Source organism: Collinsella sp. AM28-11LB, from assembly GCF_003469895.1.
Lineage (GTDB): Bacteria > Actinomycetota > Coriobacteriia > Coriobacteriales > Coriobacteriaceae > Collinsella.
In genome coordinates, this window is sequence record NZ_QSKJ01000012.1 from 383 (window position 1) to 15,634 (window position 15,252).

At 60.2% G+C, this 15,252-nt stretch carries 12 protein-coding genes and 1 riboswitch; of the genes, 5 read left to right on the forward strand and 7 right to left on the reverse strand.

What is annotated here, in order from left to right:
• Positions 1 to 117 precede the first annotated feature (117 nt).
• Positions 118 to 1,440, reverse strand: coding sequence for a serine dehydratase subunit alpha family protein (locus tag DW732_RS08550; protein ID WP_118099302.1), 1,323 nt, complete (start codon positions 1,438 to 1,440; stop codon positions 118 to 120).
• A 267-nt stretch (positions 1,441 to 1,707) separates the two neighbouring features.
• Here DW732_RS08550 and rpiB point away from each other — a divergent pair, with 267 nt between their 5' ends.
• Positions 1,708 to 2,175, forward strand: a complete 468-nt coding sequence (rpiB, locus tag DW732_RS08555; RefSeq protein ID WP_055251633.1) for a ribose 5-phosphate isomerase B — start codon at positions 1,708 to 1,710, stop codon at positions 2,173 to 2,175.
• Positions 2,176 to 2,409: 234 nt separating this feature from the next.
• Here the strand turns inward: rpiB and ndk are convergent, their stop codons facing one another.
• The 4 genes from ndk to DW732_RS08570 form a co-directional block, all read right to left on the reverse strand.
• Positions 2,410 to 2,814 carry a nucleoside-diphosphate kinase gene (gene ndk, locus DW732_RS08560; protein ID WP_117862172.1) on the reverse strand — a complete coding sequence of 135 codons (405 nt, stop codon included), beginning with the start codon at positions 2,812 to 2,814 and terminating at the stop codon, positions 2,410 to 2,412.
• Between the two features lie 378 nt (positions 2,815 to 3,192).
• Complete coding sequence (gene argH, locus DW732_RS08565; RefSeq protein ID WP_117743597.1) at positions 3,193 to 4,623, reverse strand: argininosuccinate lyase; 1,431 nt, start codon at positions 4,621 to 4,623, stop codon at positions 3,193 to 3,195.
• A gap of 118 nt (positions 4,624 to 4,741) precedes the next feature.
• Positions 4,742 to 4,912, reverse strand: coding sequence for a hypothetical protein (locus tag DW732_RS09905; RefSeq protein ID WP_158550218.1), 171 nt, complete (start codon positions 4,910 to 4,912; stop codon positions 4,742 to 4,744).
• A gap of 235 nt (positions 4,913 to 5,147) precedes the next feature.
• Entirely contained in the window at positions 5,148 to 6,374 is a 1,227-nt protein-coding gene (locus DW732_RS08570; protein ID WP_117734975.1) for an argininosuccinate synthase, read from the reverse strand.
• A 554-nt stretch (positions 6,375 to 6,928) separates the two neighbouring features.
• Here DW732_RS08570 and DW732_RS08575 point away from each other — a divergent pair.
• Positions 6,929 to 7,756 carry a Cof-type HAD-IIB family hydrolase gene (locus DW732_RS08575; protein WP_117776705.1) on the forward strand — a complete coding sequence of 276 codons (828 nt, stop codon included), beginning with the start codon at positions 6,929 to 6,931 and terminating at the stop codon, positions 7,754 to 7,756.
• 159 nt (positions 7,757 to 7,915) lie between these two features.
• Here DW732_RS08575 and polA read toward each other — a convergent pair whose 3' ends face one another.
• Positions 7,916 to 10,666, reverse strand: coding sequence for a DNA polymerase I (gene polA, locus DW732_RS08580; protein ID WP_118099303.1), 2,751 nt, complete (start codon positions 10,664 to 10,666; stop codon positions 7,916 to 7,918).
• A gap of 166 nt (positions 10,667 to 10,832) precedes the next feature.
• Here polA and DW732_RS08585 point away from each other — a divergent pair, with 166 nt between their 5' ends.
• Together DW732_RS08585 and DW732_RS08590 are read left to right on the forward strand one after the other, a co-directional pair.
• On the forward strand, positions 10,833 to 12,230 hold the full coding sequence (locus tag DW732_RS08585; protein ID WP_118099304.1) for an aminopeptidase: 1,398 nt from the start codon (positions 10,833 to 10,835) through the stop codon (positions 12,228 to 12,230).
• Positions 12,231 to 12,333: 103 nt separating this feature from the next.
• Positions 12,334 to 13,143: a YaaA family protein gene (locus DW732_RS08590; RefSeq protein ID WP_117799215.1), complete on the forward strand. Its 810-nt coding sequence runs from the start codon at positions 12,334 to 12,336 to the stop codon at positions 13,141 to 13,143.
• A 39-nt stretch (positions 13,144 to 13,182) separates the two neighbouring features.
• Here DW732_RS08590 and DW732_RS08595 read toward each other — a convergent pair whose 3' ends face one another.
• Positions 13,183 to 13,704 (reverse strand): hypothetical protein, encoded by a 522-nt coding sequence (locus tag DW732_RS08595; protein ID WP_118099305.1) that lies wholly within the window; start codon positions 13,702 to 13,704, stop codon positions 13,183 to 13,185.
• A 62-nt stretch (positions 13,705 to 13,766) separates the two neighbouring features.
• A riboswitch (TPP riboswitch) is annotated at positions 13,767 to 13,883 on the forward strand.
• Here DW732_RS08595 and thiC point away from each other — a divergent pair.
• On the forward strand, positions 13,875 to 15,209 hold the full coding sequence (gene thiC / locus DW732_RS08600; protein WP_117734969.1) for a phosphomethylpyrimidine synthase ThiC: 1,335 nt from the start codon (positions 13,875 to 13,877) through the stop codon (positions 15,207 to 15,209). (Overlaps the previous riboswitch by 9 nt.)
• Positions 15,210 to 15,252 lie beyond the last annotated feature (43 nt).

Sequence of the window (15,252 nt, forward strand, 5' to 3'; positions counted from 1 at the left end):
AAGCGCGAGAACGACCTGGTGACATACCGCGAGATCCTCGCTGTCCGCAATGCAGGCAGGTGCTTTACGGCCACAAGCGCGATAGTTTCAACAACAAGATGCAGTGCCCCAGAGCCCCTAGCAGTCGACGATGGTCTTGCCGATCATGATGTTGAGGATCTCGACGTCGGTATCCTTCATGCCAACGCGGCCCACATAGCCCATGCTGGCGATCGTCTCTTCCACCGTATCCTGAATCAGGCCCTCTCCGGCACGGAAGCCGCGGCCCTGCATGGCCATATCGTGGCCCAGAATCGCCGCATCAACGGCAGCGGAAATCTTGGCGGCGCAGCTTGCCTTGGCGCCATCGCACACGATGCCGCCCACGTTACCGAGCGTATTGGAGACCGTCGCGCCGATCTGCTCGCGCGTGCCACCGCACAGCCAGGTAATCGCCGCGCCGGCACCGCACGCAGCGCAAATAGCACCGCAAAACGCCGAGAGCGCACCAATATAGCTCTTGATATGCACGGCAATAAGATCAGACAGCATCACGGCACGCACCAGGCGCTCGTGGTCGCAGCGCAGGTAGTCGGCATATTCCATAACGGGCAACGCACAGGTAATACCCTGGTTGCCCGAGCCGCACACAATGGCGACCGGCAGCGCACAGCCGTTCATACGGGCGTCAGACCCGGCGGCCGCACGCGCACGCGCACGGCAGGCGACGTCGTCGGCGCGAGCGCCCAGCAGCGTACGGCCCACCTCGGCGCCCCAAACGTTCGCCAAGCCCTCGGCGCTAATAGCGCCGTTCAGCTCAATCTGACGCTCAACGGCAGCGCGGGCGCCCTCGATGTCGCCGTCCTCGATAAAGTCAATGATAGACTCAATCGACATGGGCGTATCGGCGTTATCGGCGGCACGCTCGGCCACGACGCGCTCGGCGCAGGCGGCACACTCCCCCGCCGACTTGCCACACACCGGAATGCCATCGAGTGTATGGCACGTAACATTGGTGTGATGGTCGGTGATCTCGACGACCGCAGTATGACCTCCGGCCGTGGCAGTCACCTTAATGTAGAGGTTGGGCACACCCTCGACAAGCGACACATCGCAGTAGTCGGCATCGGAGAGCAGCTCGGTCACGCGAGCACGGTCTGCATCGCCAACACTCTCGAGCACCTCGAGCGCGCTCTTGGCGTCACCGCCCACAGCACCCAGCACGGCCGCGGCCTCAATACCGTGCATACCGCCCGAGTTGGGCACGGTCACGCTCTTTACGTTCTTGATGATGTTGCCCGAGCAGGCAACAACCATATGTTCGGGTTCGCAACCGAGCGTCTGGCTCGCCAGCGCCGCCGCATAGGCAACGGCAATGGGCTCGGTGCAGCCGAGCGCACAGACAAGCTCGCGGTTCAAAACATCACAAAACGCGGTATCACGGATGGAATCGGTAGGCATAGGTATCTCCTACATGTATAACGGGTTGCTCTCGCAAGTATCAACTTCTCCATTTGATAACAAGGCACCAAAAACCGCAAGTCGAGTTCCGGCAGACGGCCGCCAGAAGCAAATTGGCGGCATTTTTCGTGATGGGCTGATGTTCGCGTCCGCTAAAGCGTTTGACCAAAAAACGCCCGAGTGTTTAGGCAAAAGACGCGCTATCATGCAGTCGAACGCGGTAAGACCTTTAGCAATTCCGCCGCACGGACCAGAGAGGAACCACTCATGAAGATCGGTATCGGCAACGACCACGCCGCCGTCGAGCTCAAGAACATCATTTCCGAGCACCTGAAGGAGCGCGGCTGCGAGGTCGTGAACTTTGGCACCGACACCTCCGAGAGCTTTGATTACCCCATCGCCGGCTACAAGGTGGGCAAAGCCGTAGCCAACGGCGACGTCGATCTGGGCATCCTGATCTGCGGCACCGGTGTCGGGATTAGCTTGGCCGCCAACAAGGTCGAGGGCGTTCGTGCCGTCGTGTGCTCCGAGCCCTTCAGCGCCAAGCTCTCGCGCATGCACAACAACACCAACGTGCTCGCCTTTGGCGCCCGCGTCGTGGGCTCCGAGCTCGCCAAGATGATCGTCGACGAGTGGCTCGATGCCGAGTTCGAGGGCGGCCGTCACGAGCGTCGCGTCAATCTCCTCAACGAGATCGACCAGACCCGCGGCCTCAAGGTCGTCGACGAAGCTTAAAGACCTACAACGCCATACGCCAACGCAAACCCCCGTCCGGAACGCAAATCCGGGCGGGGGCTCTTTATTAGATTTTTGGTGCATGCCTAGAAATCTACCTTTCGCAGTCCATGTGCGACAAAAGGTAGATTTCTAGCCATGTCCCAAAAATCTACTGGGATAAAAAGGGCGCCGCGGATGGAGTTCCGCGGCGCCTAAGCCACACGCTAACAGCTTTAAGGAGTCAAAGCTGGTTTAGCCAAAGAAGCGCTTGATCTCGATCTCGGCGTTCTCCAGGCAGTCGGAGCCGTGAATCACGTTGGCGTTGACATCGACAGCGAAGTCGCCGCGGATGGTGCCGGGGGCAGCATCAAGCGGGTTGGTAGCGCCCATAAGAGTGCGCATCTTGGAGACAGCAGAAAGACCGGAAACGACCATCTTGACGACCGGACCGCTCGTCATAAAGTCGCAGAGACCGCCAAAGAAAGGCTTGTCGGCCAGATGAGCGTAGTGCTCCTCGACGGTAGCGCGCTCGAGCGTGGTCATCTCCATGCGCTCGATGACAAGGCCGCTGCGCTCAATGCGAGTAACGATCTCGCCGATCTTGCGATCGCGCACGGCGTCAGGCTTAATCATGATGAAGGTCTTCTCGATAGCCATAAGGTAGCCTTTCAAGTAGGTTCGCGCGTGCCCAAGTCCCATTCCGGCACTCGCCTGGACTGCATCGTAACAGAGTTTTAGCTGCAGTTAAACAAAAAGATGTTTATTGAAGCGCTGCAATTAATTGAAGCGTTCCATATGTGTCACTTCTGTTTCGAAGCCCGACTAGAGTACCATCCGACTGCCCATCAACCGCACCGAACCGAGCGGACGGTCGGTTGCCGCCTGTGAACGTACCCCCCTTCACAACCTGCCCAAAGGTCCTACAGAAGTTCTCGACAAGCCCCTTCCTTCTCTATAACAAAACGGGTGCCCACCGTAGCGGGCACCCGTAAAGGCAAGATATGATGAACACACCAGACAGACGCATCCAATAAGCTAATTAGCTCCGTGGCCCATCTCGACGACCTTGGTCAGCGATCCAACCACGTCCTCATCGGCCACGAGCTGCGCCTCGGCACGCTGCAGCTGCACGGCAACGGCGGCAGGAGCGGTGCCGCCCTCGGTCGTGCGCGCGGCAACGATCGACGGGATGTCGAGCGCCTCGGTAATATCGCGCTCAAAAAGCGGGCTCGCCTCCTGGAACACCTCAAACGGCAGGTCCTCAAGATTGCAGCCGCGCTTCTCACACATCAGGACCAGGTGCCCCACCACAGCGTGCGCCTCGCGGAATGGCAAGCCGCGCTTAGCCAGGTAGTCGGCAACGTCGGTGGCGGCAAGGTGCCCCACGCCGCACTCGCGCGCCATGGCATCCTCGTTGACGGTCCAAGTCGAAATCATGCCGGCCATAACGGACAGGCACTGCATGAGCGTGTGAGCGGTATCGAGCGCACCCTCCTTGTCCTCCTGCAAGTCCTTGTTATAAGCAAGCGGCAGGCCCTTCATGGTTACAAGCAGCTGCACCAGGTTGCCATAGACTCGGCCACTCTTGCCGCGGATAAGCTCGGCAAAGTCGGGGTTCTTCTTCTGCGGCATGATGGACGAGCCGGTGGAATAGGAGTCGGAAAGCGTGATAAAGCCGAATTCGGAGCTCGACCACAGCACAATCTCCTCGGAAAGACGCGACAGGTGCATGGCCATGACGGAGCCGGCGTAATGCAGATCGAGCAGGAAATCACGGTCGGAAACCGCATCGAGCGAGTTAGGGATCACACCCGCAAAGCCAAGTTCGGCAGCCGTCATCTGGCGATCGAGCGGATAGCTCGTGCCGGCAAGCGCGGCAGCACCCAGCGGGCAGTTGTCGGCGGCATCAAAGGCGGCCTTCAGGCGCGTAAAGTCGCGCGCGAACATCCAGGAATACGCCAGCAGATGATGCGACAGCAGCACGGGCTGAGCATGCTGCATGTGCGTGTAGCCAGGTAGAATCACTTTGTCGTACTTCTTAGCGGCATCCACCAGCACATGGCGAAGCGAAAGATTGGCCTCCATGAGCTCCTTGGCGAGCGCCTTGACGCCCAGGCGCGTATCGGTCGCAACCTGGTCGTTGCGCGAACGCCCGGTATGCAGGCGCTTACCGGCCTCGCCGATGCGGCGCGTCAGCTCGCTCTCGATGGACATATGAATGTCCTCGTCGTTGATATCGAAGGTGAAGTTACCGGCATCGATATCCTGCTCAATTCCGATCAGGCCCTCGGAGATCGCCTGCTCGTCCTCGGCAGTGATGATGCCCTGGGCGGCCAGCATCTTGGCATGTGCCTTAGAGCCGGCGATATCCTGCTTATAAAGATGTTTGTCGACCGGCAGCGACGCGCCAAACTCCTGCGTGACCTCGGCCACGCCTGCCTCAAAACGACCGCCCCAAAGAGCCATGGAACCGTCCCCTTTCTCCAAATACCAAAACAAGCGCCCAAAGCAATGCGCCATATCGCTAAAGCGATTTTTCAACCGCTAGTTTTACACATTCCCCACCGTGTGCGGAGCCATGTAGCTAATTTGCAAAGAAGTGACGCGCCATGCACTTGGCGCCCAACGTCTCCCTCCGGATGTTGCCCTGCGAACCATCGATCCAGGCCTTCAGGCTCATAGGGACGTCCTCGACCCTTGCAGCATCGAACTCGGGCGCGAGGGCAAGTAAAGCATGCGCGATAGCATTGAACATAATGGATACTCCTCATATATATAGGCGCAGAGCCGCCAAATTGATAGAAGGAGCCCCGCCGGACAACCCCGGCGGGGCTCGGACTCAGCCGCAGATGCGGCATCATATATGCGGGCGGAACGTAGGGGCCACCGATGTTAAGAAGTGTCAGCAAGCATAACGAAAGGTAGGGACCCCGTGCGCCCGTTTTGTATCACGCGGATGGGCCGCGCGGATACCAAGGGAAGGAAAAGCCTTAGGCCTGGGCGGCAGCGGAGCTGGGACCCTGGACCTTAGCCCACGTCTTGAGCGACAGCGTGTCGATCTCGATAAAGCCGGCGCTGGCCTTCTCGTCAAACGTAGTGTCGCGGTCGTAGGTGGCCAGACCGTAGTCGTAGAGGCTAAAGGGGCTCTTGCGGCCGACAACGTGGCAGTTGCCCTTAAAGAACTTCAGACGGACGGTGCCGGTCACGAACTTCTGGGTGTCAGCCATAAAGGCGTCGAGCGCGTTTTTGAGCGGGCTATACCACTGACCGTTGTACACGGCGGTAGCCCAATCCTGCTCGAGCTTGATCTTGGTCTTGAGCAGATCGCCCTCAACGCAAATGTCCTCGAGCGCCTTATGGGCGGTGATAAGCGTCAGGGCGCCGGGAACCTCGTAGCACTCGCGGCTCTTGAGGCCCACCAGACGGTCCTCGACCAGGTCGAGACGGCCAAAGCCGTTGTCGCCCGAAATCTTGTTGAGGGCGATGACGATCTCGGAGAGCTTCATCTTCTTGCCGTCGACGGCGACGGGCTTGCCGGCCTCAAACTCAATCTCGGTGTAGGTCGGGATGTCGGGCGTGTCCTCGGGATTCTTGGTCATAACCCAAGCGTCGTCGAGCGGCTCGTTCCAGGGATCCTCCAGATGGCCGCACTCAATGGCGCGACCCCACAGGTTGTCGTCGATGGAATAGGGGTTGTCGTTGGCACCCTCGGGAACCGGCACGTTGTGGGCGTGGGCATAGGCGACCTCGTCGGGGCGGCACTTCAGATCCCACTCACGAACCGGAGCGATAACCTTAAGCACGGGATCGAGGGCCTTGACGGCAGCCTCAAAACGAACCTGGTCGTTACCCTTGCCGGTGCAGCCATGGGCAACGTAGGTCGCACCAAACTCGTGAGCGACCTCGACGAGCTTCTTGGCGAGCAGCGGACGAGACAGGGCGGAGAGCAGCGGGTACTTGTTCTCATACATGGAGTTGGCGGCGATGGCCTTAGTCAGGAACTCATCGGAGAATTCGTCGCGCAGGTCGAGCACCTGGCAATCGAGAACGCCCAGGTCGAGTGCCTTCTGCTTCTTGGCGTCCAGGCCGGTCTCCTCCTGGCCCACGTTGCCGCAGACGCAAACGACATCGAGATTCTTCTCGTCTTGGAGCCACTTGACACATACGGATGTATCAAGGCCACCAGAATATGCGAGAACGACTTTTTCCTTGCTCATGGCTGTTTCCTTTCGCCCTTGGTAGCTAGTTAGAACATCGGTCAGTTGCAAGTCATTTCAAGGTCAAATACCGTGCAATATCAGGTTAAAAAGCAAAAATCAGCACATACATGCCCTAGAAACATGCAGCAATATCGTGCTAAAACCCAACGACCTCAAAATGACTCTGTTGAGGCAATTCGCCCCATGCGGACAGAGACGATTGTTATCGTCGTCGGGAAATTGCGCGCTGGCGTCGGATGGCATTGTCTGCAGTGGTGATGATCTTTACGAACTGCATCTGCCTCTCCTTTCACATATCGCCGGGCGCAATTCAAATATCGCAAACGGTACCTTTTCCTCGGTAAGCGGTTGTTTTTCCGTCTCCGTTTTCGATGGTCGCTATATTACGCTAAAGTGCCCGCAGTACAAGCGACAAATTCAAATTTCTGAAAAGTTTTTTCATTACTTTGTGAATCGTGATGCAAACAGGCTTCGTTCCTGCGAAAATACGCTCGATTACCAACCGGAGGGTTATTCCGCCCGAAACAATTTAGAAACGGAAAGGCGCTTTTATGCAAACTTACGAATCGGACGCCGCTATCGGCAACATCAAGATCCTTGCCGTCGATATGGACAAGACATTGCTGACCGACGAGCGCGTACTGCCCCAGGGCCTCGATGAGCGCCTGGAAAAGCTCGCCGAGGCTGGCATCGTGTTCTGCCCCGCCAGCGGACGTCCTGCCCCCAAGCTCGAGGAGATGTTCGAGGGCATCAAAAACCGCCTTGCTTTCTGCCCCGATAACGGAGCCTGCGTGATCTACCGCGGCAACTATATCTATAAGAGCACTATCGATGTGGCGCTGTATCAGCAGGTCTTGAGCCGCGCCTCGGAGGATCCGCGCGCTGTCCCCGTCCTGTGCTGCTTCGACGAGTTTTACGTGCTTGCTCGCGACCACCAATACCACGACGAGCTCAGCGTTTACTACAACACGATCAACTACGTCGATACCTTTGAGGGCCTCGACGTCGACTCCAACAAGATCTCGATCTTCTTCCCCGCCTACGATGCCGAGCCCGCATTTCGCGAGGACTATAACCCCGCGTTCTCGGACCAGCTCTACGTCACCAATGCCGGCCGCGAGTGGATCGACTTTATGAACCTGGGCGTCGACAAGGGTTCGGGCGTCGCGCACCTGTGCGAGCAACTCGGCATCGATATCGCCGATGCCGCCGCCGTGGGCGATACCTACAACGACATCCCCATGTTGGAGCGCGTCGGGCATAGCTATATCGTGGACAATGCCGAAGAGCATATGAACGCGCACGCCAAGTGGCGCATTCCGAGCAACAACGACGGGGGCGTACTGACGCTCATCGATGCCATCTTGGCGGCTCGTTAACGTTGCTCGCCCGGCCAGGTCCTGCGGTGACTTGCTTGCCGCTTGGATGACGTCTTGGCGCCTAGATACTTTGGCTGATTTTTATTGAACGAAGGACGCTCCTTGTTGATGAGGGGCGTCCTTCTGATTTTGTATTACTTTGGAATTGTGGTCATGCCCTTACTTGGCGTCTGCCCAGGTCACTCCAGTCGAAGCTTCGGCGATTAACGGTACGCGGAGCTCCACCACATGCTCCATGACGTCGCGGACCATGGCGGTGAGGCGCTCGACTTCGTCGACGGGGCACTCAAAGTCCAGTTCGTCGTGTACCTGCAGAATCATGTGGGCGGCAAAGCCCTCTTCTTCCAGGCGGCGGCTTACGCGGGCCATCGCGATCTTGATGATGTCGGCCGCGGTTCCCTGCATGGGGTGGTTCATGGCCGTGCGCTCGCCAAAACCGCGGAGCTGCGGATTTTTGGCCTTGAGCTCCGGAATATGGCGACGGCGGCCGTACATGGTCTCGGCGTAGCCCGTCTGCTTGGCACGTGCCACCACGTTGTCGAGGAACGTGCGCACGCCCGGGTATGCCTCGTAGTAGCGGTCGATCATGTCGCGTGCCTCGGCCATCGAGATATGCAGCGACTGCGACAGGCCGTAGGCCTGCTGACCGTACACGATGCCAAAGTTCACGGCCTTGGCGCGGCTGCGCAAATCGGGCGTTACCTCGGACACCGGTACGCCAAACACGCGCGCGGCTGTCTCGGCATGGAAGTCCTCGCCCTCGTTAAAGGCACGCACCAGGTGCTCGTCACCCGAGAGATGCGCCAACAGACGCAGCTCGATCTGCGAGTAGTCCACCGCCAAAAAGACGCTTCCCTCGCCTGCCGAAAACGCCGTCTTGACGGTACGGCCCAGCTCCGAGCGCGTCGGGATGTTCTGCAAGTTCGGGTCACTCGAGGAAAGACGACCCGTCGCCGTGATGGTTTGGTTGTACGTAGTGTGCACGCGACCGTCACCGCGACGCAGCGGGCCCAGTGTGTCCAGATAGGTGGACTTGATCTTGGACTTCTCACGCCAGTCCAAGATCAGACGCACGATTTCGTGGTCACGGGCAAGGTCGCTCAGTACCTTGGCGTTGGTCGAATAATAGCCGCGCTTGGTCTTTTTGAGGCCCTTGGTCGGAAGGCCCATCACGTCAAACAGCACGTGCGAGAGCTGCATGGGACTGCCGATGTTAAAGGTCTCGTCACCGGCCAGGTCGCGAATGCTCCGCTCGACCTCGGCAATCTGGGTCGCCAAACCCTCGGACAGACTATGCAGGCGATCGGGGTCCACGAGCATGCCCGCGCGCTCCATCTTGGCAAGCACCGGCACGAGCGGCATCTCGATGCCATCGAACACGTTGGCGGCGTTCTCGCGGGCCATGCGGTCGCGCAGCGGCGCCACGAGCGCCAGCGTCAGGGCCGCAGTGCGGGCGGCAGGCGCAGGAGCGTCCTCGCCAGCACCCTCCGCACCGCGCGCCGCAGGCAGCGCCATCTGCAGATAGGTATCGGCCAGATACGCCTCATCAAACTCGGAGCGGTCGGAATCCAGCAGGTAGGCAGCGACCACGGTATCGAAGATGCGCGTGGAGTCAACGGCCAGCGGATCCATGAGCTCGGACTCAGAAGAATCGATGGGCGAAAGCTCATGCAGCAGCGCCTTCATATCCGGGCTCGCCACACGGCCTTCCATAAACAGGCGCGCGAGCACACCGGCGATCACGCCATGGGCAACGTTAAAGCCATCGACCTCGGCAGGCGTAGCGCCGTCGCCCTCCTCGAGCGCAAACAGCCCCTTGGACGTCGCCAGCCACAGTGTACGCGTTAGGCCAAAAAGTGCGCCTTCCTCCTTGTCATCGTCCACCACAGCGGCAATCCACTCGCCCGCATCAATCGCGCGAGCGACCTCGGCGGCGGCAGCAGCAAGCGCCTCGGCATCGCCGGCGGCGGCACGCAAAACAGCAGGCATCTCGAACGTGCTGGCAGCGCCCGCAGCCCCACCCTCGCCGCCAATCAGCGAGAGGAAACGGTTCTGCATGGCCGTGATGCCGAGCGTGCCCAGCGCCGCGGACACCTCGTCGGCAGAAAACGCCGGGAAGGACGTTGCATCAAAGTCGAGCTCGACAGGCGCATCGGTGCGAATGGCTGCGACCTTGCGGCTCAGCAGCGCATCGTCGATATGCGCACGCAGGTTCTCGCCCATCTTGCCCTTGACCTCGTCGGCATGTGCGATGACCTCGTCCAAGCTGCCGTACTGCGCGATGAGCGCGCTCGCCTTTTTGGGGCCGATGCCCGGCACGCCGGGAATGTTGTCGGAAGTATCGCCCTTCAGGCCGTAAAAATCGGGCACGAGCGCCGGTGTAATGCCGTGATACAGGTCGTCCACGCTCTCGGGCGTCATAATCGCCACGTCGGACAGGCCTTTGCGGGTCGAGACCACGTTGACGTGCTCGGTCACGAGCTGATACATGTCGCGGTCGCCGGTCACCAGCAGCATGTCGCAGCCGGCTTCCTCGCCCAGGCGCGCCATGGTGCCCAGGATATCGTCGCCTTCCCAGCCCTCGGACTGCAAAATCGGCACGTTGAGCGCAGCGAGCAGCTCCTTAATCATGGGGAACTGCGCGTGCAGGTCGGGGTCCATGGGCGGGCGCTGCGCCTTATACTGCGGCAGCATCTCCATGCGCACGCGCGGCTTGCCCTTATCAAACGCCACGACCACACCGTCGGGGTTAAAGGCGTCGATCATCTTGAGAAACATGTTCAGAAAGCCAAAGATCGCGTTGGTGGGGCGACCGTCCGGCGCGTTCATGGTAGGCGGCACGGCATGGAAGGCGCGGTGCATGAGCGAGTTGCCGTCGATAACGGCAAAGGTGCGGCGCTTGTCAGACATATTGAATACCTCGCTTTGGGCTGGGCACGATTTGCTCCCACCAGTTTACACGCTCCCCGCCTCGCGGCCACCGCACATCAAGCTCCTCCGCCACCGCGCGCCCACGCATGATACGATGGCTCACGGTACATTAACCAGCACGATCGATCCGAAAGGAGCCTGCGTCATGGAGCGTCCCTGCGCATGGAAAAAGTACACGCCACAGCAGATCGAGGAGCTCGAGGAGCTTTGCCGCGGCTATAAGCAGTTTTTGAGCGAGAACAAGACCGAGCGCCTGTGCGTCAAGACCGGCATCAAGATGGCCGAGGAGGCGGGCTACGTCAACCTGGAGACCGTGATCGCCGAGGGCCGCGAGCTCAAGGCAGGCGACAAGGTGTACGCCGCCAACCACGGCAAGGACCTTATGCTCGTCAACCTTGGCACCGCCCCGCTCGAGCAGGGCTTTAACATCCTGGGCGCCCACGTGGACTCGCCGCGCTTGGACCTTAAGCAGAATCCCGCCTTCGAGGCCGGCGACATGGCCTACCTCGACACGCACTACTATGGCGGCGTCAAGAGCTACCACTGGGTCGCTTCCCCGCTCGCACTCGTAGGCGTCATCTGCAAAAAGGACGGCACCACCGTCGACATCAACATCGGTGACAAGGCCGACGACCCGGTCTTTACCATCTCCGACCTGCTGATCCACCTCTCGAGCGAGCAGATGGCCAAGCCCGCCAAGGACGCCGTCGACGCAGAGATCCTCGACGTGATCGTGGGCGGCCGCCCCGTCAAGTTTGACGAGGACGACAAGGACGCCCCCAAGGAGCCCGTCAAGCAGATGTTCCTGGATATCCTCAAGGAGCAGTACGACGTCGAGGAGGAGGACTTCCTCTCCGCCGAGATCGAGGTCGTGCCCGCCGGCCCCGCCCGCGACATGGGTCTCGATCGCTCCATGATTTTGGGCTATGGCCACGATGACCGCGTCTGCGCCTACCCCTCCATGCTCGCTCAGATCAACGTGGCAGACGTCGAGCGCACGAGCATCACGCTCATCGTCGACAAGGAGGAGATCGGCTCCGTGGGCGCCACCGGCATGACGAGCCGCTTCTTCGAGAACACCGTCGCCGAGATCATGACGCTCGCCGGCGAGAGCAGCCCGCTGGCCCTGCGCCGCGCACTCGCCCGCAGCCGCATGCTCTCCTCTGACGTGTCCGCCGGCTTTGACCCGGGCTATGCCGGTAAGTTCGAGACTAAGAATGCAGCTTTTATGGGTCGCGGCCTGTGCTTTAACAAGTACACGGGCAGCCGCGGCAAGGGCGGCTCCAACGATGCCGACGCCGAGTATGTGGCCCTCGTCCGCGACATCATGGACGAGGCCGGCGTGGACTTCCAGACCTGCGAGCTCGGCCGCGTCAACGCGGGCGGCGGCGGCACCATCGCCTACATCATGGCCGAGTATGGCATGAACGTCATCGACTCCGGCGTTGCCGTCCTGTCCATGCACGCCCTGTGGGAGGTCGCCAACAAGGCCGATATCTACGAGGCCTATCGCGGCTACAAGGCCTTCATCGAGCGCGCCTAACCAGCCCTTCATCAGTTGCGGTGAAATACGGACTAAACTGGCCCATAAACGGCCCAAACAGACCGTATTCCACCGCAACTTCCTTTTTGGCAGAGGAGAGTCCATGCTGCAGGTCATCATTTCGCCCGCCAAGCAGATGCGCGCGGCCCAAGATGCTTTTGAAGTCCTGGGCATTCCACCTTTTGCGCACGAGACGGCTCGCCTCCACCGCGCACTGCTAGATATCGAACGAAATGAAGGCAGCGGCGGCCTGCAAGCGCTATGGAACGTGAGTGACAAACTGCTGGGGCCTTGCCTCAACACCCTGCATGAGTTCGGGCCCATCCTGAAAAACGGCAATCTCGACAATCCCGAACTCGCCCGTCACCTCTCCCCTGCCGTCATGTCCTATCACGGCATTCAATACCAGAGCATGGCGCCCGAGGTGATGGATTCCGCGCAGCTCGCATGGCTACAAGACCATCTATGGATCCTCTCCGGCCTCTACGGGTGCGTTCGTCCCTTTCATGCCGTCGAACCGTATCGGCTGGAGATGGGCGCGAAGCTCGCCGTTGACGATGCCCGAGACCTCTACGCGTTTTGGAGCGACAAGCTCGCGCGGGCTATCGCCCCGGCGGACTCAAACACCACGATCGTCAACCTCGCCAGCGTAGAGTATGCCAAAGCCGTTCTGCCCCACCTCGCGGGCGACGCCACGGCCGTCACATGCCTCTTTGGCGAGGGTATCCGCAACGGGAAGCCCATCCAACGGTCGACCGCCAGCAAAAAGGCGCGCGGCTCCATGGTGCGGTGGATGGCAGAAAACAAGCTCGAGGATGTAAGCGGGCTCACCGCGTTCGACGTTGGTTATCGTCACTTTCCCGAACTTTCAAATAAAAACACTTTGGTCTTCCTGAACGAACAGGCCTTGTAGGACCACCGCTACTTTGAATGTGCTACCTAGGCACGGCGTCTATTCCGCCAAGCCGTCGGCTTTGGCAATTTCATTTGTCAAGCCGTCCTGATAGGTAATCTTGACGTGCTCCACCTCGGACACTTTGACGCCCGACGGGGGCTCCAGGCGCCATTCCGTCAGCGCGATATCCATCGTCGTGGGAACGTCTCCTTGATTTTTGAGCTTCACCGTCAGCGTTTTGAGCGCCGCATCAAACGTCACGCGTTCGATTTCTTCACCTGGAATGGACCCACCACTCAGCTGCAACTGCACAAACTCATCGCGCGGGTACCAATAATCGCCCGGAACGGCGAGCGTATTGGCATTACCGCCAGTACTCCTCACCGTCATAATCGGTAGGCTATCATCAACCTCGAACTCCCAGCCAGCGCCGCCGCGACCGCCAAACGTCCAAATACAAAAGGCAATCACCAGCACGGCAAGCACCGCAAAACCAATCGCGACAAGGCCATGGTGCGCACGGCTTTCCTCGGCCGATACATCCCATTGCGTCTCTCGATATAGATGCTTGTCTTCCATGTTCGCCTCCCCGCAAGCACGCTCGTTGGCCCAATCGTACCCATTCAGGCTATACTTGAGCCCATGACATAACGGGGAGCTTGCAGGACAAGACGGCAGGCTGAGATTGGGCGCGCCCGCCCTGACCCGCAAACCTGATATGGGTAATGCCAACGAAGGGAGCCGTGCCAATGAGCACACAGACCGAGCCCAAGCTCGTCACGCAAATCGACTTCGCCCGCGCCGGGCAAATCACGCCGCAGATGAAAGAAGTCGCCGAGCGCGAGCATCGCGACCCCGAGTACATCCGCGAGCGCGTGGCCGACGGCCGCATCGCCATCCCCGCCAACATCGTGCATATCAAAAAAGGCATGCGCGCCTTTGGCGTCGGTGAGGGCCTGTCCACCAAGGTCAACGTCAACCTGGGCATCTCGGGCGATAAGGCCGATGCCGCCGAGGAGTGGAAGAAGGTCAAGATCGCCGAGGACTTTGGCGCCGACGCCATCATGGACCTCTCCAACTCGGGCAAGACGCGCCAGTTCCGCCAGCAGCTCATCGACGAGACGCCGCTCATGGTGGGCACGGTGCCGATGTACGATGCCATCGGCTACATGGAAAAGCCGCTGGTCAAGCTGACCAAGGACGATCTGCTCGAGGTCGTGCGCGCGCATGCCGAGGACGGCGTGGACTTTATGACCATCCACTGCGGCATCAACAAGTCGGTCATCAAGACCTTTAAGGAGACTGGCCGCCTCATGAACATCGTCAGCCGCGGCGGCTCGCTGCTGTTTGGTTGGATGGAGGTCACCGGTAACGAGAACCCCTTCTACGAGTTCTACGACGAGGTGCTCGAGATCTGCCACGAGTACGACGTGACGATTTCGCTCGGCGACTCCTGCCGCCCGGGCTGTCTCTACGACTCCAACGACGCAACCGAGACCGCCGAGATGATCGAGCTGGGCAAGCTGTGCAAGCGCGCCTGGGCCGCCGGCGTCCAGGTCATGGTCGAGGGTCCGGGTCACATGGCGCTCGACGAGATCGCCGCCAACATGAAGCTGCAGAAGCGCCTGTGCCACAACGCCCCGTTCTATGTGCTGGGGCCGCTGGTGACCGATATCGGCGTGGGCTACGACCACATCACCGCCGCCATTGGTGGCGCCATCTCCGCGAGCTCGGGTGCCGACTTTTTGTGCTACGTGACGCCGGCCGAGCACCTGTGCCTGCCCAACGCTCAGGATGTGCTCGATGGCCTCATGGCCACCAAGATTGCCGCACACGCCGCCGACATCGCCAAGAAGGTACCGCACGCCCGTGACATGGACGACAGGATGGGTCAGGCACGCCGCAAGCTCGACTGGGACGCCATGTGGAAGTGCGCCCTCGACCCGGTCACCGGCAAGAAGCGCTACGAGGAATCCCCCGCCGCCACCGAGGGCACCTGCACCATGTGCGGCAAGATGTGCGCCGTTCGCACTGTCAACAAGGTGTTCGAAGGCACGACGATCGACCTCGGCATGGAGGACTAACTCGTCGCCACGATTGCTTTTGGAAGCACCGCGACGTCGACCG